This is a genomic window from Mesorhizobium sp. M0058, assembly GCF_040323095.1.
Classification (GTDB): domain Bacteria; phylum Pseudomonadota; class Alphaproteobacteria; order Rhizobiales; family Rhizobiaceae; genus Mesorhizobium.
In genome coordinates this window covers 190,942-213,460 of the sequence record NZ_JAMYUQ010000002.1, presented here as the reverse complement: position 1 = coordinate 213,460, position 22,519 = coordinate 190,942, and the positions used below count along the sequence as shown (strand labels likewise).

Here is a 22,519-nt window from a genome sequence, read left to right as displayed (position 1 = left end):
GGCGCCACCGCCACGGCAATGTCCCTAAAACCGATTCAAATGCAATTGGTTGCATGATTACACTGGCCGAAAGTTTTGCTTCGCACCACGCCAGAGGCGTTATCCCTTCGACATTTTAAGCGGGGCTTTCGACAACTCAAGGACGAGCACCCCTGCCCTCCGTCCGCCTTGGAACGACGGAAGGATTCGGGCTTTTTCGTGATCCAGACAACAGCTTACGCCAGATTTCTCCGGCGTGCGATCATGTTTGGCAACAGGCGTTAATCGTTGTGCTGGCGGTGCGGCTAGCCCAGGCTGGCTATCCGGATGACGAACACGGTCGTCGGCCGCACCGGTTCAAGCCGCAGTTTCGCGGCCTGCGGTCCGAGCAACAGCGTGTCGCGAGGTCCAAGGCGCGACGATGTCGCGCCGGTCACGCCGACCTCACCGTCGAACGGCAGGATCAGGGTCATAGCGCTGGTCGGCCGGATATCGGTCGGAACCGAAACCATCAGACGCTGGACCGAGTGCGTTGCCCGCCCGCGGCGGGTCATGACGTTGAGGTCGGTGATCGCACCGGAGATCAGCGCGGCCGTGGTCGGCACATCGGCCGGGAAGGACAGCGGGGCGGAAGCCGCCGTCACTTCGGCCGGCGGACGGCCGGCAATATCAAGCACGATACCCTCGCCTTCCAGCACGGCAAGCGTGCGGTCGACGCCGGCAAAGCCCGAGAACGGGCCGCTGCCCTCGACTCGCGCCATCGAAACGCGCCAGTCGAAATCGTCCAGCCCGACGCCGTCCGGCGAGACGGCGATCTCGGTGGTCGTGCCGCCGCCATTCTTCCACGGCATGACGCGGTAGTCGGCGGCCCGTAGGATGCGCATCATTTAAGCCAATCAGCCTAAAATACCGGGCAGATTGAGCTGGTGCTCCTTCGCGCACTCGATGGCGATGTCGTAGCCAGCATCGGCGTGGCGCATGACGCCGGTCGCCGGATCGTTCCACAACACGCGCTGCAGGCGCCTTGCGGCGTCCGGCGTGCCGTCGGCGACGATGACCATGCCGGCATGCTGCGAGAAGCCCATGCCGACGCCACCGCCATGATGCAGCGACACCCAGGTTGCGCCCGACGCGGTGTTGAGCAACGCATTGAGCAGCGGCCAGTCGGAGACGGCGTCGGAGCCGTCCTTCATCGCTTCCGTCTCGCGGTTGGGCGAAGCCACCGAGCCGGAATCGAGGTGGTCGCGGCCGATGACGACGGGCGCCTTGAGTTCGCCCCTGGCCACCATCTCGTTGAAGGCGAGGCCCAGCCTGTGGCGGTCGCCGAGGCCGACCCAGCAGATGCGCGCCGGCAGGCCCTGGAAGGCGATGCGCTCACGTGCCATGTCCAGCCAGTTGTGCAGATGGGTGTTGCCGGGGGTGAGTTCGCGCACCTTGGCGTCCGTCTTGTAGATATCCTCGGGATCGCCCGAAAGAGCAGCCCAGCGGAACGGGCCGATGCCACGGCAGAACAGCGGCCTTATATAGGCCGGCACGAAACCCGGGAAAGCAAAGGCGTTCTCGAAGCCTTCGTCCTTGGCGACCTGGCGGATGTTGTTGCCATAGTCGAGCGTCGGCACGCCGGCATTCCAGAACGCGACCATCGCCTCGACATGCTCGCGCATTGAGGCGCGGGCGGCCTTCTCGACAGCCTTGGGATCGGAGACGCGCTTCTCGCGCCACTCAGCCATCGTCCAGCCCTTGGGCAGATAGCCGTTAATCGGGTCATGCGCCGAGGTCTGGTCGGTGACCATGTCGGGGCGGATGCCCCGCTTGAACATTTCCGGCACGATGTCGGCCGCATTGCCGAGCAGGCCGACCGACTTCGCCTCGCCGGCCTTGGTCCAGCGCCCGATCATTTCCATCGCTTCATCGAGCGTCTCGGCCTTCTCGTCGACATAGCGGGTGCGCAGCCGGAAATCGATCGAGTCCGGATTGCATTCGATGGCGAGGCAGCAGGCGCCGGCCATGACGGCGGCAAGCGGCTGGGCGCCGCCCATGCCGCCGAGGCCGCCGGTCAGGATCCATTTGCCCGTAAGGTTGCCATTGTAGTGCTGGCGGCCGGCTTCGACGAAGGTCTCGTAAGTGCCCTGCACGATGCCTTGCGTGCCGATATAGATCCAGGAGCCGGCCGTCATCTGGCCGTACATCATCAGGCCTTTTTTATCGAGCTCGTTGAATTTATCCCAGGTCGCCCAATGCGGCACGATGTTGGAGTTGGCGATCAGCACGCGCGGCGCATCGGTGTGCGTCCGGAAGACGCCGACCGGCTTGCCGGACTGGACCAGCAGCGTCTCGTCTTCATTGAGGGTCTTCAACGAGGCGACGATGCTGTCGAAATCGTTCCAGGTGCGCGCGGCCCGGCCGATGCCGCCATAGACAACGAGCTCATTGGGGTTTTCGGCGACATCGGGATCGAGGTTGTTCATCAGCATGCGCAGCGGCGCTTCGGTCGTCCAGTATTTGGCGTTGAGCTTGTCGCCGCGGGGCGCGCGCACTTCGCGGATGTTGTGGCGAGGATTGTTCATCATTGTCCCTTTGGAGTAAGGCGGCGTCTCAGCGCCCGGCCCAGTCAATGGCGGATTGGAGGATTTTCGTCAGTGTGGCGCGCATCGGCGCGGCGAACTCGGCATCATAAGGCACCGGCCAATTGTCCGGTTCGCCCTTGCCCTCGGGCTCGCGCAAATAGCCGCGATCGGCAAGTTCCATCTGCAGCGCATGGTAGCCGCCTTGCGGATTGCCGAAATAGCGGGTGATCCAGCCACCCTTGAAACGGCCGTTGATGACATTGCTTTCACCGCTCTCGGCCATGATCTGGCCAACCAGCGCCTGCAGCGTAGGATCCGCGGTCTGGCCGTCATTGGTGCCGAGATTGAACACCGGCAGCGTGCCGTAGAACAGGCGCGGCAGCACCGACCGGATCGAGTGGCAATCGTAAATGACGACCTTCTCATGCAGGCCGCGCAGCCTGACGGACTGAGCCGCCAGCATTTCATGGTAGGGCACGAAATACGCTATGCGGCGTTGATCGATCTCCGACGGCGTCGGTTCCGCGCCGGGCAAATACAGCGGATCGCCGTCGAAGGTCTCGGTCGGGCATAGCGTCGTTGTCGTCTGCCCGGGATAGAGCGAGGCGCCGGAAGGATCGCGGTTGACGTCGATGACGGTGCGCGAGATCGACGTGTGCACGACAGTCGCGCCAAGGCCGGCGGCAAAATCGTAGAGATTGTCGATCCACCAGTCGCAATCGCGGCGGCCGAGCCAGGGCGAGACCAGCCGATTGTCGATGCCGGCGAGATCGATACCCGTGTGCGGGATGGACACCAACAGGGGTGCCGTGCCTTCCGTCACTGTCAGCCAGTCGGCCATGTCAGACTCCCGAAATCGAAGGCAGTGTCACCGCGCCGGCAGCCTTGATGGCAGCGCCGCTGCGCACCATGGCGATGGCCTTTTCCATATCGGGATGGAAATGTCGGTCGTTGTCGAGATGCGGCACTTCTGCGCGGACCAGTTTGCGCACGGCTTCAAGGGCCGCGCTCGACGCCAGCGGTGCATGGAAATCGCAGCCCTGCGCGGCGGCCAAGAGTTCGATGCCGATGACGGCTGTCGCATTCTCGACCATGCCGATCAGCCGGCGCGCGCCATGTGCGGCCATCGAGACGTGGTCTTCCTGGTTGGCCGAGGTCGGGATGGAATCGACGCTCGCGGGATAGGCCTTCTGCTTGTTTTCGGAAACGAGTGCCGCCGCCGTCACCTGCGGGATCATGAAGCCGGAGTTCAGGCCGGGCTTCGGCGTCAGGAATGCCGGCATGCCGGACAGCGCCGGGTCCACCAGCATGGCGATGCGGCGTTCCGACAGCGAGCCGATCTCGCAGACGGCGAGCGCGATCATGTCGGCGGCGAAAGCCACCGGCTCGGCGTGGAAATTGCCGCCTGAAAGCGCAGTATCGTCCTCGGCGAAGATCAGCGGATTGTCGGTGACGCCATTGGCCTCGGTGCCGAGCGTATCGGCAGCCTGGCGCAGCACGCTGAGTGCAGCACCCATCACCTGCGGCTGGCAGCGCAGGCAGTACGGATCCTGCACGCGCTCATCGCCGACGCGGTGCGATTCACGGATGGCGCTGCCGGACATCAGATTGCGCAGCGCTGCCGCCGTCTCGATCTGGCCCGGGTGTTTTCTGAGGAGATGGATGCGCGGATCGAAGGGTGCATCCGAGCCCTTGGCGGCGTCGGTCGACAGCGCCCCGGCGACCAGCGCCGACTGGTAAAGCACTTCGGCCTCGAAGAGAGCGGCCAACGCATAGGCGGTGGAGAACTGCGTGCCGTTGAGCAGCGCCAGGCCTTCCTTGGCGCCAAGCGTCACCGGCTCCAGGCCGTGCGAGACGAAAGCGACCTTGGCCGGGAAGCGGCCATGCGGTGTAAAGCATTCGCCGACGCCGATCATCACCGCCGTCATGTGCGACAGCGGCGCGAGATCTCCGGAGGCGCCGACCGAGCCCTGCGCCGGCACGACGGGGATGACGTCGTTGACCAGCATCGCTTCCAGCAATTCGATGGTTTGCGGCCGCACGCCCGACGCGCCCTGCGCCAGGCTGGCCAGCTTCAGCGCCATCATCAACCGAACCACAGCGACCGGCATCGGCTCGCCGACGCCGGCGGCATGCGACAAAACGATGTTGCGTTGCAGGGTTTCCAAATCGGCGGCCGGAATGCGGACGCTGGCCAGTTTGCCGAAGCCGGTGTTGATGCCATAGACCGGCTCACCCTTGGCGACAATACGGGCGACAGCCTCGGCGCTGGCCTTGATCTTCGGACGGCAGGCAGCGTCGAGCTTCGGCACGGCGCCACGATAGATGGTGCGCCAGTCGGCCAGCGATGCATTGCCGGGCTTCAGGTTAAGTTCGGTCATTGTCCTCTCCAGATGCGGGCATGGAGCGGGTTGAAGCCCATGCGGTAGACGAGTTCGGCCGGACGCTCGATGTCCCAGATCGCCAGGTCGGCGGATTTCCCTGCTTCAAGCGTGCCGGTCTGGCCGAGCAATCCCAGCGCACGGGCAGCCTCGCGAGTGGTGCCGGCCAGGCACTCCTCGACGGTCAGGTCGAAAAGCGTCGCGGCCATGTTCATGGTCAGAAGCAGCGAGGTCAGCGGCGACGTCCCGGGATTGTTGTCGGTGGCGACCGCCATCTTGACGCCGTGCTGGCGAAACAGGCCGATCGGCGGCTTCCTGGTTTCGCGGATGAAATAGTAGGCGCCGGGTAGGATCGTCGCCACGGTGCCGGCCTTGGCCATGGCTGCGGCACCTGCTTCATCGGTGTATTCGAGATGGTCTGCCGACAGCGCACCATAACGGGCGGCGAGTTCGGCGCCATGCAAATTGGACAGCTGGTCGGCATGGAGTTTGACCGGCAGGCCAAGCGCCTTGGCCTTGTCGAAGACGCGGGCAATCTGTTCCGGCGAAAAGGCAATGCCCTCGCAAAAGCCGTCTACGGCGTCAGCCAGGCCCTCGGCGGCGATTGCGGGGAGGATGGTGTTGGCGACGAGATCGACAAAAGCGTCCTTGTCGCCTTTTGCTTCCGGCGGCAGCGCATGCGCGCCGAGGAAGGTGGTGCGGACCGTGACCCGGCGTTGCTTGTCCAGTTGCCGCGCGGCGCGAAGCGACTTCCGTTCATTTCCGAGATCGAGCCCGTAACCCGACTTTACCTCTACCGTGGTGACGCCCTCGGCCATCAGCGCGTCAAGGCGCGGGAGAGTCTGCGCAACCAGTTCGTCTTCGCTCGCGGCACGCAGGGATTTGACCGAGGAGACGATGCCGCCGCCGGCACGGGCGACTTCCTCATAGCTGGCGCCGGCCAGCCGCATCTCGAACTCGTTGGCACGGTTGCCGGCATGGATGAGATGGGTGTGGCAGTCGATCAGGCCGGGCGTAATCCAGCGGCCTTCGCAATCGGTAGTCTCGCCGCCCTGAGCCAACGCTGACGGCATCTCGGCTTCCGGACCGGCATAGACGATGACGCCGTCACGGGCGATGATCGCGCCCTTGTCGACAATGCCCAGTCCGGCAACGCCTTCGGCCATGGTCGCCAGGCGCGCATTACGCCAAAGCTGAAGGCCCCCTGCCCGGCTTTTGTCTTGTGCCGCCATCATCTTTTTCCGTTGCTTGGATGGCGATTATGTATATACATATTGAAACGCGCTGCAAGTGCATTGTTGATGGAATGCGGAGAAAAACGTGACGGCGATCTTTGCGGAACAGGTGCTGCTGGCCGATGGCTGGCATGACAAGGTGCGGATCTCGCTGAGCGGCGGTCAGATCGCGAAGGTGGAGCCAGGTTCTTCACCGCGGAGCGGTGACGAACGCCACGCCATTCTGGTGCCCGGCATGCCGAACCTGCACAGCCACGCCTTCCAGCGCGGCATGGCCGGGCTTGCCGAACTGCGCGGTCCCTCCGCCGACAGCTTCTGGAGCTGGCGCGAGGTGATGTACCGCTTCGCGCTGTCGATGACGCCGGACCAGGTCGAGGCGGTCGCCGCCCAGCTTTATGTCGAAATGCTGGAGGCGGGATTCTCGCGCGTCGGCGAATTTCATTATCTCCACCACGATCGCGACGGAAAACCCTATGCCAACCTTGCCGAGATGGCCGAACGTATTGCCGCGGCCGCCGGCGAAACCGGGATCGGCCTGACGCTGCTGCCGGTGTTTTATGCCCATTCGTCCTTCAGCGGCGCTGCGCCCAACGAAGGCCAGCGGCGATTCATCAATAATGTGAATCGGTTCGAACGCTTGCTTGAGAAAAGCCGCGAATCGGTTCGTGCGTTGAATCAGGCTGTCGTTGGCGTCGCCCCGCACAGCCTGCGCGCCGCGACGCCGGAGGAACTCAGCGCTGTTGCCGCCATTGCGCCGGACGGACCGATCCACATCCACGTCGCCGAGCAGGTGAAGGAGGTCGAGGATTGCCTGGCGTGGTCGGGTGCGCGACCGGTCGAATGGCTGCTCGCCAATGCCGGGATCGACAAGCGTTGGTGCCTGATCCACGCCACCCACATGACCGAGGATGAGACAACCGGCATGGCCAGAAGCGGCGCCATTGCCGGGCTTTGCCCGATCACCGAGGCCAATCTCGGCGACGGCACCTTTTCAGCACCTCTGTTCATCGAACATGGCGGCCGCTTCGGCGTCGGCTCGGATTCCAACGTGCTGATCGGCCTGCCGGATGAATTGCGCCAGCTCGAATATTCGCAGCGCCTCGCACACCGCGCCCGCAATGTGCTGGCGGTGGCCGGCGGCTCGACCGGGCGGGCTCTGTTCGACGCGGCCCGCGATGGCGGCAGCACTGCACTCGGCGCCGGCCCGTCGCGGATCGCCGCCGGTGCCGCAGCCGATTTCGTCTCACTCGACGAAAACCATCCTTCGCTGGCCGGAAAAAGTGGCGATGCGATCCTCGACGCCTGGATCTTTGCCAATGGCGGCAAGGTCGATTGCGTCTGGGTGCACGGAAAAAAACAAGTCAGCGGCGGCCGGCATGCAGCGCGTGAGACGATCGCCGAGCGCTTTCGCCATGTGATGACGGCGCTTTCGGCATGAGCATATCAGAGACAGCGGCGGTGGAAGGCGGCGGTTCGCTGCACCAGCGCATCCTGTCCGACATCAGCGAGAAAATAATGTCCGGCGCCTGGGCGCCGGGTCACCGCATCCCGTTCGAGCACGAGTTGACGGCCGAATACAATTGCTCGCGCATGACAGTGAACAAGGCGCTGTCGCAACTGGCCAAGGCCGGGCTGATAGAGCGCCGCCGCCGTTCGGGCAGCTTTGTCCGCCAGCCGCAGTCGCAGGCCGCGGTGCTGGAAATCCACGACATCAGGATCGAGGTTGAGTCGCTTGGCCTAGCTTATCGTTACGAGCGCTTGGCGCGGCAGAAAAGGCGCAGCAGCGCCGAGGATCGCGCCTTGCTGGAACTGGACGCAGCCGGACAGGTGCTGGCGCTTGAATGCCGGCATTTCGCCGGCAAGCGGCCATTCGCGCACGAACAGCGGCTGATCAATCTCGCCGCCGTCGCGGAAGCCGCCGAGGAGGAGTTTCTCGACATCGCCCCCGGCCCTTGGCTGATCGGCCGCGTGCCATGGAGCGAGGCAGAGCACCGTATCCGCGCGGTCGCGGCCGACAGACATATTGCCGAAGCGCTCGACATCGCAACCGGCGCGCCCTGCCTGGTGGTCGAGCGCCGAACCTGGAGCGCCGAGCACCCGGTGACGCAGGTGAGGTTCACCTACGCCGCGGAGAGCCACACGTTGGTGGCGAGGTTCAAGCCTTCGCAGGGGTAGCTCCTTTACCCTCCCCCTTGTGGGGAGGGTCGCTGCGAAGCAGCGGGGTGGGGGTCGGCGCCAGCCCCCCGCCCGGACCTTCGGTCCGACCTCCCCACAAGGGGGAGGTAGAAGGCTGCACTTTAAATCGCCGCCGTAACGATAATCTCGACGGTGTATTCCGGCCCTGCAAGCTTGGCCTCACCCGTGGCGCGGGCGGGCGTGTTGCCTTGCGGGACCCACTTGTCCCATTCCTTGTTCATCTCGGCGAAGGTGCCCATATCGGCCAGCCAGATGATCGCCTGCAGGATCTTGGTCTTGTCGGTGCCGGCCTTGGCCAGCAGTTCGTCGATAGATGCGAGGATCGACCTGGTCTGTTCGCCAACGCTGGCGCCGGGCGTTCCGACCTGGCCGGCGAGATAGACGGTGTTGCCGTGGATGACGATCTGGCTCATGCGCGGGCCAACATCGATGCGACGAATGCTCATTGGATGGTTCCTTCGTTTGTCGGTGCGCCTGTTTAGAGTCGCTGCCGCCTCCGGGCAAGGTCAACAGCGCGAAACCTCTTGAGCCTGGGTTGGATCTTGGGCCGCAAATGTCTATCTGCGCCGAGGGATTTCTTTCCGGCGCGGATTGCCGACCTCGTGTGAGAGTGGCAAGACTTCGCGCCAAACCAGATTGCGAGGATGAGAGCCATGGAATATCGCGAAATCAGCGAGGACTATTCGGTCTCGGGCCAGATCCAGCCCGAAGATGCCGCCGCCATCAAGGAAGCCGGTTTCAAGAGCGTGATCTGCAACCGGCCGGATGACGAGCAGCCCGACCAGCCTTCGGCCGACAGCGTCAAGGCGGCGGTCGAAGCCGCGGGGCTGGCCTTCCGCTACATCCCGGTAATCAGCGGCCAGATCACAGCCGAGAACGTCGAAGATCAGGCCGAAGCGCTCGACGCGCTCGAAGGCCCGGTATTTGCTTATTGCCGCTCCGGCGCGCGCTGCACCAATCTCTACGGGCTGATTCAGCAGTCCAAGGGGTGAGCATCCTGAGGCGCTGGCGATCCCTCACACCCCCCTCTGTCCTGCCGGACATCTCCCCCGGGGGGAGATCGGATGTCGCCTTCGCTCTTCGCCAATCGCCGACGTTGCAGGATGAGCGCTATCGACAAAGCTGCTGATCTCCTCCTTGCGGGGGAGATGGCCGGCAGGCCAGAGAGGGGTGCTGTCCCGCAGACGTATCAACTGAAACTCTCTCAAACTAGATCGGCAGCGCGCCGGTCTCCTTCAGCGTCTCCAACACGATCGCCGTCTTCACATGCTGCACGGATTCGTGCGGCAGGAGCACACCGTTGACGAATTCCGACAATGATTTCAGATCGGGCGTCACCACCTTCAAGATATAATCCATCTCGCCGGTCAGCGCGTGCGCCTCCTGCACCTCCGGCAGCCGCGCCAGCAGCTCGCCGAAGCGCCTGGCATTGTCGCGGTTATGGGTGGCGAGCGTCACCGAGATGACGTTGACCAGCGAGAAGCCGAGCTTGTCGCGGTCGAGCACGGCGCGATAGCCCTTGATGTAGCCGTCTTCCTCCAGCCGCTGGCGGCGGCGTGAGCATTGCGATGCCGACAGGTTCACGCGCTCCGAGAGATCGTTGTTGGTGAGCCGCGCGTCGCCCTGCAAGAGAGCCATTATCTTGCGGTCAAATTGATCGATGCGCGCTTCATTCATCGATTCATCTCCAATCATGCATGAATTACGCACGAGATGATCATTTCAAGCGTTTGAATGCAAGCACCGTGCGGTCACTTCGCACTATCATGCGTCATCTCGTGGTCCGATGCGGCCACCATCCGTTTGGAGGAATGCCATGGGTCCCTTCCCGCACGACGCCCCGCCCGCAAAGATCAGCAAGGAAAACCCCGCCGGCACCGACGGTTTCGAGTTCGTCGAGTTCGCGCATGCGGAGCCGCAGAAGCTAGCAGAACTGTTCACCCGCATGGGCTATGTCGCGGTGGCCAAGCACCGCACGAAGGACATCACCGTCTGGCGCCAGGGCGATATCAACTATGTCGTCAATGCCGAACCGGGCTCGCATGCGATGAAGTTCGTCGACAAACACGGCCCTTGCGCCGCCTCGATGGCCTGGCGTGTTGTCGATGCCAAGCACGCATTCGAGCATGCGGTATCGAAAGGCGCCACGCCCTACGACGGCAACGACAAGGCGCTCGACGTGCCGGCCATTGTCGGCATTGGCGGCTCGCTGCTCTATTTCATCGAAGCCTATGGCAAGAAGGGCTCGGCCTATGATGCCGAGTTCGAGTGGCTGGGCGAACGCGACCCGCGGCCGCAAGGCGTCGGCTTCTATTTCCTCGACCACCTCACCCACAATGTCTATCGCGGCCAGATGGACAAATGGTGGGACTTTTATCGCGAGCTGTTCGGCTTCAAGCAGATCCATTTCTTCGACATCGACGGCAAGATCACCGGCCTGGTCAGCCGCGCCATCACCTCGCCCTGCGGCAAGATCCGCATTCCGCTAAATGAATCCAAGGACGACACCAGCCAGATCGCCGAATACCTGAAGAAGTACAATGGCGAAGGCATCCAGCATATCGCCGTCGGCACCGACGACATCTACGCCGCCACCGACAAGCTTGCCGACAACGGGCTGAAGTTCATGCCCGGTCCGCCGGAGACCTACTACGACATGTCGTACAACAGGGTGAACGGGCATGACGAGCCGATCGAGCGGATGAAGAAGCACGGCATCCTGATCGACGGCGAAGGCGTGGTCGACGGCGGCATGACCAAGATCCTGCTGCAGATATTCTCCAAAACCGTGATCGGCCCGATCTTCTTCGAATTCATCCAGAGGAAGGGCGACGAAGGTTTTGGCGAAGGCAATTTCCGCGCGCTGTTCGAGTCGATCGAGCAGGACCAGATCAAGCGCGGCGTGATCAAGGTCGATGGCAAGGCGGCGTGAACCGTGAACGTCTCCATAACCGAAGCAAAGGCCAAACTAACGGAACTCGTCGGCCGCGCGGAGGCCGGCGAGGAGATAGTCATCACTCATCACGGCAAGATCGCGGCGCGGCTCGTGCCACCAGTTCGAGAAGACTTGTTGTCGCGCATAGGTGCCCTGAAGGGCAAGATTTGGATTTCTGACGATTTCGACAAACTCGGCCCTGAATGGAACGAGTACACCAGATAAAGGTCAGAGGCCCAGCCGCACGACCTCTTCCCTCCTCACCTTCAAATCATAATCGAGCAAGAACTCGTCCAGTTGCGGCGGCGCGACCGAGCTGCCCGAGAGCATCGCGTGAACCTGGCCGCGATGGTGGATGTCGTGCAGGAAGACATGGGCGAGAATGTCGCCGATTTTTTCGCGGATCATGCCATCCTCGCGCCGGTCGGTGATGACCTGACGGTCGAGATCCGCCTCCGACAGCTTCTCGCAAAAGGCGATCAGGCGTCGATCTGCTGCGACCTGGGCGGCAAACAGCGCCTGCGGCACATCGAACGGCACGTAGTCGTCATAGGCGGCCGCACCGACGCCGCCTTCTTCGAGAAAATCGAGATAGAGATGATCGACCGCAAGGATGTGGTTGAGCGTTGCCTTGATCGACGGGAAGAAGCTGGTGCGTTCGGCTTCGAATTCGCCGGGCTTCAGCGCAAGCACAGCGCGGTAGAGCCGGTCATTCGACCAGAGATTGTTGCCGGCCATGCGGCTGAAGTGGGTGAGAATATCCATGTTATGCGCTTGGCCAACCGACCAAGTCCACCAACTTCAGAATGACGAGTATGGCAGCTATCCCCAGAAGACGAGCGTTCATACCGCGGCGCAGTTCTTGCGTTCCTGCATCGCTTGCGACTTCCCGGTTCAAAGCGACGTACACAAGCCTCGGCAGGCGCGCCTCGCTGCTGAAATTACGCAGCCTTTCAGACCGATCCTCGACCTGCCGGCAGAGCCGAATTGCGGAAATCAAAAGCCAGCCGGTTGCGACGCTGCAAAGCCCAAGAAACCAAAGATAAGAAGCGGTATAGGCCATCTGCCATTCACGCTCCCGTCGATCGCATCAGATACAAGCCTGCCGCCATCACCGCGAAGCCCGCGACAACGATCAGCAACAGGCGGTTCATGCGCCGCCGCATCGCCTGCGTCTCCTCGTCCCGCGCCACATTGGTGTTGGTGATGGTGTGGAACATCATCGCCTTGCGCGGGTAGCCACTGCGGTTGGTCAGATCGGGCGAGCGCGCCTCGATGCGGTAGCTCAGCCGGATCGCCTGGATGAAGACCACCAGAATGGCCAGCGCCCAGACGCCGGCCAGCAGGTAGAACGCCTCTCCCGTCACTATTGCCCCCTCTTATGCCTGGGACTTCTCGACCTTCTGCTCGATGGCGCCGAAGATCGAGTTTCCGCTTTTATTCTTCATCTCGATACGCACCGTATCGCCAAAGCGCAGGAACGGCGTCTTGGGCTCGCCAGACTCAATGGTCTCGATCATGCGCAGTTCAGCGATGCAGGAATAGCCGGCGCCGCCGGCCGCCACCGGTTTGCCCGGCCCGCCATCCAGCTTGTTGGAGACGGTGCCGGAACCGATGATGGTGCCGGCAACCAGCGGCCGTGTCTTTGCGGCATGGGCAATCAGCGCCGGGAAGTCGAAGGTCATGTCGACGCCGGCATTGGCACGGCCGAACGGCTTGCCGTTGACGTCGGCGAGCAGAGGCAGGTTGACCTTGCCGCCATCCCAGGCGTCGCCGAGTTCGTCCGGCGTCACCGCCACCGGCGAAAAAGCCGAGGACGGCTTCGACTGGAAGAAGCCAAACCCCTTGGCGAGCTCGGGTCCGGTGAGCGCGCGCAGCGTCACATCATTGACCAGCATGACCAGCCGGATGGCGGCGCGCGCCTGGTCGATACTGGCGCCCATCGGCACGTCGTCGACAATGACGGCGACCTCTGCCTCCATGTCGATGCCATAGGCTTCCCCGGCCATGCGGATCGGCTCACGCGGCGCGATGAAGGAATCCGAGCCGCCCTGATAGATCAGCGGATCGGTCCAGAAACTTGCCGGCATATCGGCCCCGCGCGCTTTGCGCACCAGTTCGACATGGTTCACATAGGCCGAACCGTCGGCCCATTGATAGGCGCGCGGCAGCGGCGAATGGGCGTCATGCTCATGGAAGCGCGCCGACGGCACCGCATTGTTTTCCAGCGATTCCGCGATGGTTGCCAGATGCGGCGAAACCCGCTGCCAGTCGTCGAGCGCGGCCTGCAGCGTTCGCGCCAGGAACGAGGCGTCGGTGAAGCGCGTCAGGTCGCGCGAGACGACGACAAGCTTTCCGTCGCGCGTCCCGTCCCTCAATGTGGCAAGCTTCATGCGGTTTCCTCTCCTGATGCGGCTTTGGCGCCGTCTAAGTTCACAACAAGGCCGTCGCGGGCAATCGTCAAGTCACCCGCCCACGATTTCCTGACGGCGGCCTCCCAGTCGGCCTCGCCGATCTCGGCATCGTCGGCCGGAATGAGGTGGTTGAGCACCAGCCTCTTCACCCCGGCATCGCTGGCGATGCGACCTGCCTGCTCGGCAAATGAGTGGCTGGCAAGCAGATGCTCTTTCAGCCGCGCGCCATTGCCGGTCCTGGCGACCAGCCCCTCGATGCCTTCTTGTAGCATGGCCTCATGGACGAGAATGTCGGCATTTCGGGCAAAGCCTGCGAGCGGCGGAAAGAAGGCTGTGTCGGCCGAGAACACGACGCTATTCGCACCATGCTCGAAGCGCAGCGCGAAACAGTCGGTCACCGGCGGATGGTCGACGCGCAGTGCCGAGACCTTCAGGCCGCCCTTCGAGAGAATCTCGCCCTCGCCGAATTCGACGATCGAAACCAGATCGCGAATGTCCGGCCTGCCCTCATCGACGATGCGAATTTCGATGTCGAACTCCATCGCCTGGCAGAAACGGCGCCAGTATTGGTCGGTGCCGGGCGGTCCGAACAGCGTCACCGGGCTGGCGAGCCCGGCGGTCCAGGCGGTGTGGAGCAACGGGCCCAGTTCCAGCACATGGTCGGAATGCAGATGGGTGATGAAGACCAGGTCGAGCGCCTTCAGGCTGACGGCGGAATCGACCAGACCGCGCGTGACGCCGAGCCCGCAATCGACGACAATGGTTCGCCCGCCCAGTTCCAGCAGCGACGAACTCGGCCACGGCCCGCCCGGCCGCAATGCCGGGCCGCCTTTCGAGCCGAGAAGCAGCAGCCGGTCGCTCATCGGGCTGATCTCAAGACCAGTCGCCCTCCACAGTGCCGTTGAAGCGCTTCTTCAGATCGGACCAGCAGTCGATGTAATTGTCCTGCCTTGTTTCAAGCTCGGCGCCGTAGCGGGTCAGCATTTGCGGGAATCGGGTCTCGAACATGAACGCCATCGTATTGTCGAGCTTGACCGGTTTCAGCTCGGAGCGCGAGGCCTTTTCGAAGCCAGGCGCGTCGGGGCCGTGGGCCAGCATCAGATTGTGCAGGCTGATGCCGCCCGGGACAAAACCTTCCTCCTTGGCGTCGTACTGGCCTTGGATCAGGCCCATGAACTCGCTCATGATGTTGCGGTGGTACCAGGGCGGCCGGAACGTATCTTCCGCCACCAGCCAGCGCGGCGGGAAGATGACGAAGTCGATGTTGGCGGTGCCTTCCTCGCCGCTCGGCGCCGTCAGCACGGTGAAGATCGACGGATCGGGATGGTCGAACAGGATGGCGCCGACCGGCGAAAACGTCGCCAGATCATATTTGTAGGGCGCATAGTTGCCGTGCCAGGCGACGACGTCGAGCGGCGAATGGCCGATCTCGGTGACGTTGAAATTGCCGCACCATTTCACCGTCAGCCGGCACGGCGTCTCCTTCTCCTCGAACCAGGCGCTGGGCGTCTTGAAGTCGCGTGGGTTGGCCAGGCAGTTGGCGCCAATCGGGCCGCGGTCGGGCAGCGTCAGCTTGGCGCCGTAATTCTCGCAGACATAGCCGCGCACTTCCTTGTCGGCGAGCTCGACCTTGAACACCAGACCGCGCGGCAGCACGGCGATCTCGCCGGGCCGAAGCTCGATGACGCCCATCTCGGTGACAAAGCGCAAGGCACCGACCTGGGGGACAATCAGTAACTCGCCGTCGGCGTTGAAGAAATGGTCGTCGACCATCGAGCGGTTGGCGACATAGACATGCGCCGCCATGCCGCTTTGGCCCAGCACGTCGCCGGCGGTGGTGATGGTGCGCATCCCTTGAATGAAATCGGTCGGCTCCTTCGGCATCGGCACCGGGTTCCAGCGGTACTGGCCGAGCGCCAGCTCGTGGTCGCCGACATTGGGAGCGGTCTTCCACAGGGGATAGCTCGCCGCCTTGAAGCGGCCGGTGTGTTTGACGCTCGGCCGGATGCGGTAGAGCCAGGAGCGCTCATTGGTGCCGCGCGGGGCGGTGAAGGGCGAGCCCGAGAGCTGCTCGGCATAAAGTCCGTAAGCCGGCCGCTGCGGGGAATTGCGCCCTTGCGGCAGCGAGCCGGGCAGCGTTTCAGTCTCAAAATCATTGCCGAAGCCCGGCATGTAGGAAAATTCCATCCGATCCTCCCTGATCCCGACCGCCGCGAAGCGCGGCCTGCCGGCGATGTTGACCAAACTGGTTTCATTTGTAACCATCGAAAATGTAACTATCAACGGCTGATGCCGCATCCACGGTGCGCATATGGAAACCCTCGAACTCGAAAATTTCCTGCCCTATCGGCTCTACCGGCTGGCCGACGCCGTCAGCCGCGAATTTTCAAAAATCTACCGCGACCGCCACGGCCTGACGCGGCCGGAATGGCGCACGCTGTCAGGGCTCGGACAGCGCGGCACCATGACGGCGACAGCGCTTGGCGAGCAGTCGGCCATGCACAAGACAAAGGTGTCGCGCGCGGTGGGGGAACTGGAGCGAAGGCGCTGGCTGGTACGCACAACTGACGAGAATGATCGGCGCGTGGAGCATCTGGCGCTGACAAAGGCGGGGCTGGCGGCCTATGGCGAAATGGTGCCGCTGGCGAAGGCGTTTGAACGGGAGTTGCTGGAGAGGCTGAGCACAGAGGAGCGGACAGCGATTGTGAGCGGCGTGGCGGCGCTGGAGGGAGCGTTGGGTGAATAAAGAATCTGCTCCGCCGTGATCCTTCACACCCCCCTCTGTCCTGCCGGACATCTCCCCCGCAAGGGGGGAGATCAGATGTCGCGAAGGCTTTCGCCAATCTCCAATGTTGCAGAGGTTGGCGAGGCGTCAAAGCTGCCAATCTCCCTCCTTGCGGGGGAGATGGCCGGCAGGCCAGAGGGGGGTGCTGTCCCGCCGGCTTCTCCAGCTAGAACGTGCCTCTGCGCCTCACCAATCCATCACCACCTTGCCCGAACTGCCGCTCCGCATCGCGTCAAACCCCGTCTGGAAATCGTCGATCCCAATGCGGTGCGTAATCAGACCCGACACATCCAGCGGCCCCTGCACCAGCGCAATCATCTTGTACCAGGTCTCGAACATCTCGCGGCCGTAGATGCCCTTGAGATGAAGCATCTTGAAGATGACCTTGTTCCAATCGATTTCGAAGCCGGTCGGCGCGATGCCGAGAATGGCGATCTTGCCGCCATTGTTCATCGTGTCGATCATGTCGCGGAAGGCGGGCGCGGCGCCCGACATTTCGAGGCCGACGTCAAAACCCTCGGTCATGCCGAGCGCCGGCATGACGTCGCGCAGCTTTTCCTTGGACGCATCGACGACATGCTGGACGCCGAGTTTTTTGGCCAGCGCCAGCCGCACCGGGATGATGTCGGTGATGACGACTTTTCGCGCACCCACGCATTGGGCAACGAGCGCGCCCATGATGCCGATCGGTCCGGCTCCGGTGACCAGCACGTCTTCGCCGACGAGATCGAAGGACAGGGCGGTGTGGACGGCATTGCCGAGCGGATCGAAGATCGCCGCGATCTCGTCGGGCACATCGTCGGGGATAGAGACGACATTGTGCTGCGGGATCGCCAGATACTCGCCGAAGGCGCCGGGACGGTTGACGCCGACGCCGAGCGTGTTGCGGCAGAGATGGCCCCTGCCCGCGCGGCAGTTACGGCAATGGCCGCAAACGATGTGGCCTTCGCCGGAGACGCGCTGGCCGACCTTGTATTCGGTGACCGCCGAGCCGAAATCGGCAACGGTGCCGACGAATTCATGGCCGGTCACCATCGGCACCGGCACGGTCTTTTGTGCCCACTGATCCCAATTGTAGATATGCACGTCGGTGCCGCAGATCGCGGTCTTCTTGACCTTGATCAGCACGTCGTTGGGGCCGATCTCCGGCACCGGCACCTCTTCCATCCAGATACCCGGCTCGGCCTTGGCCTTCACCAGCGCCTTCATCATGTTCGACATGCTTTTGTCCCTTGAATCCTTTGATCCGGAATCGCTTTTGGCGGCTCAGGAGATGACGCCCAGTTCCTTGCCGACTGCGGCGAATGCCGCCACGGCGCGGTCGATGTCGGCGGCGGAATGCGCCGCCGACATCTGCGTGCGGATGCGCGCCTGGCCTTTCGGCACCACCGGGAAGGAAAAGCCGATGACATAAATGCCGCGCTTCAGCATGCGCGCCGCCATTTCCTGCGCCAGGCTGGCATCGCCCAGCATCACCGGGATGATCGGGTGATCGGCGCCGGCCAATGTGAAGCCGAGCTTGCCCATCTCGGACCTGAACCGCGCCGCATTGGCATAGAGGCGCTCGCGTAGCGCATCGCCATTTCGGATCAGCTCGAAAACCTTGATCGAGGCGCCGGCGATCGCCGGCATCAGCGTGTTGGAGAAGAGATAAGGCCGCGAACGCTGGCGCAGCCAGTCGACGACCTGGCTTTTGCTGGAGGTGTAGCCGCCGGAGGCGCCGCCGAGCGCCTTGCCGAGCGTGCCGGTGATGATGTCCACCCTGCCCTCGACGCCGCAATGCTCGGCCGAGCCGCGGCCGTTTTTGCCGACGAAGCCGACGGCATGGCTGTCGTCGACCATCACCATGGCGCCGTACTTTTCCGCGAGGTCGCAGACGCCTTTCAGATTGGCGATGATGCCGTCCATGGAGAACACGCCGTCGGTGGCGATCAGGCGGAAGCGGCAGTCTTTCGCCTCTTTCAGCCGCGCTTCGAGGTCGGCCATGTCGTTGTTGGCATAGCGGAAACGCTTGGCCTTCGACAGCCGCACGCCGTCGATGATCGAGGCATGGTTCAGCGCATCGGAGATGATCGCATCCTCCTCGCCGAGCAGCGTTTCGAACAGGCCGCCATTGGCGTCGAAGCAGGAGCCGTAGAGGATGGTGTCGTCCATGCCGAGGAATGATGAAATCGTTGATTCAAGCTGCTTGTGCTCTTCCTGCGTGCCGCAGATGAAGCGCACCGAGGCCATGCCGTAACCGTAGCGGTCCAGCGCGCCTTTGGCTGCATCGCGCAATTCTGAGCTGTCGGCGAGGCCGAGATAGTTGTTGGCGCAGAAATTCAGCACCTTGTCGCCGCCGACTTCGATCTCAGCCGACTGGGTCGAGGTGATCACCCGCTCGGATTTGTAGAGCCCGGCGGATTTCAGCCCTTGCAGTTCGTTGTCGATATGGGAGAGGAATGCCGCGCTCATGGATCAGGTCCTGTTGAGATTGGCGCGACTGTCGCGCTACGCGCACTAAAAATCCATCGCAAAAGCGACCGTTTCGGTGGCACGGCGGGCTCAACCCTGGCGCGACCCGATCGCATGGCCCGCGTGCTGGAGTAGCAGGCACGCGAATACGGCTATGCCGCGAAAGAACATGATAACCATCTCGGCAGCTTTCGTTTACTGCCGAAGCAACAGTTCCGCCGGCTTCCAGACCTGTTAACCCTTTCAAGGCAATGGTCTTCTCGCCACGAATCGGTGGCAGAATCAGTTCGACCGAGGGGTCACCTAGAATATGTCGCAGCAGCCGGCGCAAACCGTCTCGGGCAAACTCATCCTGCTGATCAAGAGCGGCTATTGGCTGGCGCTGCTGATCATCGCCGCCATGGTGATGGCCTCCTTCATCCTGCTGCAGCAGATGATGGCGGCGCAACAGCACAACCATACTCTGCTCGACATCGTCAGCACCCAGAAGGCGCTGTCGCAGCGCATCGTCTTTTTGACCAGCGCAACCGGCTCCGCCGCGCGTGACAAGCAGCCGGCCCTGGTTGCCGCGCTGAAACAGGCGACCGCCGAGTTCGAGACGAACTACGACCTGCTCCTCAAACAGACGGGAGCCGACCCGCTGTCGCCGGCATTGTCCGACCCAAGGTCGATCGAGAGCGTGCTCTACGGCAAGCCGTTCCACCTCGACTATTTCTCGGTCGGGCTGGTCGCCAATGGCGAAAGGCTGATCTCGTCCTTCGAATCCCAGCTCTCCGGCAATGCCGCCTACAAGGGCGGCGGCGAGCGCGTCAATCTCGATGCTTCCGTCGCCAATGCGACGCTGTCGGGTTATGCCGCGCTCGGCCAACGCATCGCCGCATTCGCCGACGAGCGGTCGGAAAAGCTCCTCGATCTCCACCGCACCTTGTTCTACGCCACCATCGGCGTCATCGTGCTGGTGGCGCTTTTCATCTTCCGGCCGATGTCGAAGGCGATCCTGCGCAAGACCCATGAGCTTGTCGATGCCCGCAACTCGATGGCCTTCATCGCCGTACATGACGGGCTGACCGGCCTGCACAACCGCACCTTCCTGACCGATCACTTCGAGACGCTGATCAAGGGCGCGCATCGCCGGCGTGAGAGGCTGGCGGTGATCCAGCTCGACCTCGACCGGTTCAAGCAGATCAACGACACACTCGGCCACGCCGCCGGCGACTATGTTCTGGTCGTCACCGCGCAGCGCATGCGCGATTCCTGCCGCGCGTCGGATCTGTGCGCGCGCCTTGGCGGCGACGAATTCGTGATGATCCTCAATGGCGCCGGCGGCCCCGAGGACATCAACATGCTGGCCCGGCGCATCCTGGAGGAGATCAACGAGCCGATTACCTTCCAGGGCACGACCATCCTTCCAGGGGCCAGCGCCGGCGTTGCCGTCTATCCCATCGACGCCGACAATGCCGAGGATCTGCTCGTCCACGCCGACCTCGCGCTCTATTCCGCCAAAAAGCTCGGCGGCGGCAGCTTCTCGTTCTTCTCCGAGGAACTCAGGCGCGAGCTAGACTACCGCAAGCAGCTCGAGCACGACATCAAGGTCGCGATTTCGGAGAACGCCTTCCAAGTCTATTTCCAGCCGCAGGTGTCGCTGAGCAACGGCGCCATCAGCGGCATCGAGGCGCTGGTGCGCTGGAAGCATGCCGAGCGCGGCATGATTGCGCCGGGCGAGTTCATTCCGGTCGCCGAAAAATGCGGCTTCATGCCCGAGATCGGCCGCATCGTCTTTACCAAGGCGATCGAGCAAGCAGCCGAATGGGATCGCGCCGGCATTGCCTTCGGCCGGCTCGCCGTGAACGTGTCCGGCACCGAGCTGCGCGAACCCGACTTCGACCGCTTCCTGTTCGCGACGCTGGAAAAGGCCGGCCTTGCTCCGCAGAAACTGTCGCTGGAAATCGTCGAATCCGTCATTCTCGACGACGAGAAGACGGGCATCGCGGCGAAGCTGCGCCACATCCGCGCTGCCGGCGTCCATCTTGAGCTCGACGATTTCGGCACCGGCTATGCCTCGCTCAGCCACGTCAATCCCAACGAGATCGACCGGCTGAAGATCGACCGCCGCTTCGTCCAGAACATCAACGAGAATGGCGACAACACCAAGATCGTGCGCGCCATCACCGAGCTGGCGCGCGGTCTCGGCATTTCGATCGTCGCCGAGGGCGCGGAAACCGAAGCCGAGCTCGATTCGCTGATGGCAATCGGCTGCGACCAGGTGCAGGGCTATTCCATCGCCTTCCCGATGCCGCAGGACAAAGCGCGCGAATGGCTGCTGGCGCGCAGCCCGAAGAAAGCCAAGCTGAAGGTGCTTCAGGGCAATTTAGCCTAGACTATTGCCCACCGGTGCCGGTCATTTGGCCGGCGCGACATTCGCCCGCAATGCCGCCAGCACCTCGGCGAACTCCGCCAGCCTGTCGTCCGGCAATCCCGCGCGCAGCCGCTTGTCGAAGATGAGAGCCGCCGCCCGCAGCTTCAGGAACATCGTTTCGCCCGCCTGCGTCAGCTCGACCAGATGAACCCGGCGGTTGTCCGGATCGCGGCGGCGCGTCAGCAAGCCTTGCGCCTCCATGGCGTTGAGATGGTGGGTGAGCGTGGCGCCCTGGATGCCGATCATGCCGGCAAGTTCGCGCTGGTTGGCAAGCTCGCTCGACTTGACCGAAAGCAAGGTCAGCCACACCGGCAGCGTGCCGCCGGCCTCGACCAAAGCGGCGTCAAAGGCCTGCGCCACCAGCTTGGAGGTGCGCGCGAGATTCATGCCGATTGGCGGACGGTCAAAGGGAGTCATGCGCCGACAGTAGAACAAGGCGCCGAGCGATGGAACGCGGCATTATACATTGACATCGAACCATTTGATACCTAACTATCATGCGTGTCGATCTACCGAGTTCGTATTATCCCGCATTCGACAGGGATCCGAGGACGGGCGGCGGGCAAGGAGGAAGCGGTCATGCAATATGTCTACATCGTCGTTATCGGCCTTCACGTCATGGCCGGTGTGTTCTGGGCCGGCACCACCATCACGCTTGCCCGCGACCCCGAGATCAGGGCGGAGCGCTTTATTGGACCGCAAATGGGCTCGGCCGGTATGGTGTTCGTGACCGGCGCCCTGCTCTGGTATTTCTTCCACGGCGCCTATTTCGGCTCGATGGAAATGGTGCTGGCGCTGGGCATCCTGGCCGCCTTCGCCGCTGCCGGCGTTCTCAGCGTCGTCGTCCGCAAGACCAGCCGGCAGCTTGCCGGCGCGGACGCCGCAACGGAAGCGGCGCTGCGCACCAAAATGGCCCGCGGCGAGCGCATCGCCGCCTGGCTTCTGGTACTCACCGTACTTTGCATGGCGACGGCCAGGATGATTTGAGCCCTGCCGCGCGTTGCCTCCCGGTTGAAAAGCATTCCGCATGGTGCGTCGCCTGGCTCTCGGCTGGTGGCGTACGCGGCGCGCAGTTCGGACGGATGTGCAAGGTGGCTCTCCGCACAGAGGTTTGGCTGCGCGCCACCCATCACTTTGATCGATCGAGTTGCGCCCGC

General features: G+C 63.2%; 24 protein-coding genes. 8 read left to right on the top strand and 16 right to left on the bottom strand.

The window, feature by feature from the left end:
• Positions 1-284: 284 nt before the first annotated feature.
• Genes NKJ75_RS03915 through hutI form a run of 5 tightly spaced genes read right to left on the bottom strand, consistent with a single transcriptional unit; the run spans position 285 to position 6,159 of the window.
• Positions 285-863 carry a HutD/Ves family protein gene (locus NKJ75_RS03915; protein WP_023739269.1) on the bottom strand — a complete coding sequence of 193 codons (579 nt, stop codon included), beginning with the start codon at positions 861-863 and terminating at the stop codon, positions 285-287.
• A gap of 12 nt (positions 864-875) precedes the next feature.
• Positions 876-2,546, bottom strand: coding sequence for a urocanate hydratase (hutU, locus tag NKJ75_RS03910; RefSeq protein WP_023739268.1), 1,671 nt, complete (start codon positions 2,544-2,546; stop codon positions 876-878).
• A gap of 28 nt (positions 2,547-2,574) precedes the next feature.
• Positions 2,575-3,387, bottom strand: a complete 813-nt coding sequence (hutG, locus tag NKJ75_RS03905) for an N-formylglutamate deformylase (protein ID WP_023739267.1) — start codon at positions 3,385-3,387, stop codon at positions 2,575-2,577.
• A 1-nt stretch (position 3,388) separates the two neighbouring features.
• The gene (gene hutH, locus NKJ75_RS03900; RefSeq protein ID WP_023739266.1) at positions 3,389-4,927 is read right to left on the bottom strand and encodes a histidine ammonia-lyase; all 1,539 of its coding nucleotides are present in this window, start codon (positions 4,925-4,927) and stop codon (positions 3,389-3,391) included.
• Complete coding sequence (hutI, locus tag NKJ75_RS03895; RefSeq protein ID WP_023834283.1) at positions 4,924-6,159, bottom strand: imidazolonepropionase; 1,236 nt, start codon at positions 6,157-6,159, stop codon at positions 4,924-4,926. Before hutI ends, hutH begins: the two co-directional genes overlap by 4 nt.
• A gap of 88 nt (positions 6,160-6,247) precedes the next feature.
• On the opposite strand from hutI, the gene NKJ75_RS03890 reads away from it, so the two are divergent.
• Positions 6,248-7,600 carry a formimidoylglutamate deiminase gene (locus NKJ75_RS03890; protein WP_023734214.1) on the top strand — a complete coding sequence of 451 codons (1,353 nt, stop codon included), beginning with the start codon at positions 6,248-6,250 and terminating at the stop codon, positions 7,598-7,600.
• Positions 7,597-8,337 carry a histidine utilization transcriptional repressor HutC gene (gene hutC / locus NKJ75_RS03885; RefSeq protein ID WP_023743657.1) on the top strand — a complete coding sequence of 247 codons (741 nt, stop codon included), beginning with the start codon at positions 7,597-7,599 and terminating at the stop codon, positions 8,335-8,337. Before NKJ75_RS03890 ends, hutC begins: the two co-directional genes overlap by 4 nt.
• A gap of 122 nt (positions 8,338-8,459) precedes the next feature.
• On the opposite strand, the gene NKJ75_RS03880 is transcribed toward hutC, so the two are convergent.
• The gene (locus NKJ75_RS03880; RefSeq protein WP_023672906.1) at positions 8,460-8,804 is read right to left on the bottom strand and encodes a RidA family protein; all 345 of its coding nucleotides are present in this window, start codon (positions 8,802-8,804) and stop codon (positions 8,460-8,462) included.
• A gap of 207 nt (positions 8,805-9,011) precedes the next feature.
• Between NKJ75_RS03880 and NKJ75_RS03875 the strand changes: the two genes are divergently transcribed.
• Positions 9,012-9,350 carry a protein tyrosine phosphatase family protein gene (locus NKJ75_RS03875; protein ID WP_023672907.1) on the top strand — a complete coding sequence of 113 codons (339 nt, stop codon included), beginning with the start codon at positions 9,012-9,014 and terminating at the stop codon, positions 9,348-9,350.
• Between the two features lie 217 nt (positions 9,351-9,567).
• On the opposite strand, the gene NKJ75_RS03870 is transcribed toward NKJ75_RS03875, so the two are convergent.
• The gene (locus tag NKJ75_RS03870; RefSeq protein ID WP_023734215.1) at positions 9,568-10,035 is read right to left on the bottom strand and encodes an Lrp/AsnC family transcriptional regulator; all 468 of its coding nucleotides are present in this window, start codon (positions 10,033-10,035) and stop codon (positions 9,568-9,570) included.
• Between the two features lie 139 nt (positions 10,036-10,174).
• On the opposite strand from NKJ75_RS03870, the gene hppD reads away from it, so the two are divergent.
• A complete protein-coding gene (gene hppD / locus NKJ75_RS03865; protein WP_023694412.1) occupies positions 10,175-11,290 on the top strand; it encodes a 4-hydroxyphenylpyruvate dioxygenase in 1,116 nt (371 codons plus the stop codon).
• A gap of 3 nt (positions 11,291-11,293) precedes the next feature.
• Entirely contained in the window at positions 11,294-11,518 is a 225-nt protein-coding gene (locus NKJ75_RS03860; protein WP_023743658.1) for a type II toxin-antitoxin system Phd/YefM family antitoxin, read from the top strand.
• 3 nt (positions 11,519-11,521) lie between these two features.
• Here NKJ75_RS03860 and NKJ75_RS03855 read toward each other — a convergent pair whose 3' ends face one another.
• The 6 genes from NKJ75_RS03855 to hmgA are packed head-to-tail and all read right to left on the bottom strand — an operon-like array spanning position 11,522 to position 15,894.
• Positions 11,522-12,058 carry a DinB family protein gene (locus tag NKJ75_RS03855; RefSeq protein WP_023743659.1) on the bottom strand — a complete coding sequence of 179 codons (537 nt, stop codon included), beginning with the start codon at positions 12,056-12,058 and terminating at the stop codon, positions 11,522-11,524.
• Between the two features lies 1 nt (position 12,059).
• A complete protein-coding gene (locus NKJ75_RS03850) occupies positions 12,060-12,356 on the bottom strand; it encodes a hypothetical protein (protein WP_023743660.1) in 297 nt (98 codons plus the stop codon).
• A gap of 7 nt (positions 12,357-12,363) precedes the next feature.
• On the bottom strand, positions 12,364-12,660 hold the full coding sequence (locus tag NKJ75_RS03845; protein ID WP_023743661.1) for a hypothetical protein: 297 nt from the start codon (positions 12,658-12,660) through the stop codon (positions 12,364-12,366).
• Positions 12,661-12,672: 12 nt separating this feature from the next.
• On the bottom strand, positions 12,673-13,686 hold the full coding sequence (locus NKJ75_RS03840) for a fumarylacetoacetate hydrolase family protein (RefSeq protein ID WP_023743662.1): 1,014 nt from the start codon (positions 13,684-13,686) through the stop codon (positions 12,673-12,675).
• On the bottom strand, positions 13,683-14,570 hold the full coding sequence (locus NKJ75_RS03835; RefSeq protein WP_023743663.1) for an MBL fold metallo-hydrolase: 888 nt from the start codon (positions 14,568-14,570) through the stop codon (positions 13,683-13,685). The genes NKJ75_RS03840 and NKJ75_RS03835 overlap by 4 nt, the downstream gene beginning before the upstream one ends.
• 10 nt (positions 14,571-14,580) lie before the next feature.
• Entirely contained in the window at positions 14,581-15,894 is a 1,314-nt protein-coding gene (hmgA, locus tag NKJ75_RS03830; protein ID WP_023730502.1) for a homogentisate 1,2-dioxygenase, read from the bottom strand.
• Positions 15,895-16,018: 124 nt separating this feature from the next.
• On the opposite strand from hmgA, the gene NKJ75_RS03825 reads away from it, so the two are divergent.
• Complete coding sequence (locus NKJ75_RS03825) at positions 16,019-16,453, top strand: MarR family winged helix-turn-helix transcriptional regulator (RefSeq protein WP_023834284.1); 435 nt, start codon at positions 16,019-16,021, stop codon at positions 16,451-16,453.
• 225 nt (positions 16,454-16,678) lie between these two features.
• Here the strand turns inward: NKJ75_RS03825 and tdh are convergent, their stop codons facing one another.
• Positions 16,679-17,713, bottom strand: coding sequence for an L-threonine 3-dehydrogenase (gene tdh, locus NKJ75_RS03820; protein WP_023745500.1), 1,035 nt, complete (start codon positions 17,711-17,713; stop codon positions 16,679-16,681).
• Between the two features lie 45 nt (positions 17,714-17,758).
• Entirely contained in the window at positions 17,759-18,946 is a 1,188-nt protein-coding gene (locus tag NKJ75_RS03815) for a glycine C-acetyltransferase (RefSeq protein ID WP_023835129.1), read from the bottom strand.
• Between the two features lie 310 nt (positions 18,947-19,256).
• On the opposite strand from NKJ75_RS03815, the gene NKJ75_RS03810 reads away from it, so the two are divergent.
• Entirely contained in the window at positions 19,257-21,323 is a 2,067-nt protein-coding gene (locus tag NKJ75_RS03810) for a putative bifunctional diguanylate cyclase/phosphodiesterase (RefSeq protein WP_023745498.1), read from the top strand.
• Positions 21,324-21,344: 21 nt separating this feature from the next.
• Here NKJ75_RS03810 and NKJ75_RS03805 read toward each other — a convergent pair whose 3' ends face one another.
• Positions 21,345-21,749: a MarR family winged helix-turn-helix transcriptional regulator gene (locus tag NKJ75_RS03805; RefSeq protein WP_023672921.1), complete on the bottom strand. Its 405-nt coding sequence runs from the start codon at positions 21,747-21,749 to the stop codon at positions 21,345-21,347.
• Positions 21,750-21,941: 192 nt separating this feature from the next.
• On the opposite strand from NKJ75_RS03805, the gene NKJ75_RS03800 reads away from it, so the two are divergent.
• Positions 21,942-22,349: a hypothetical protein gene (locus NKJ75_RS03800; protein ID WP_023745497.1), complete on the top strand. Its 408-nt coding sequence runs from the start codon at positions 21,942-21,944 to the stop codon at positions 22,347-22,349.
• Positions 22,350-22,519 lie beyond the last annotated feature (170 nt).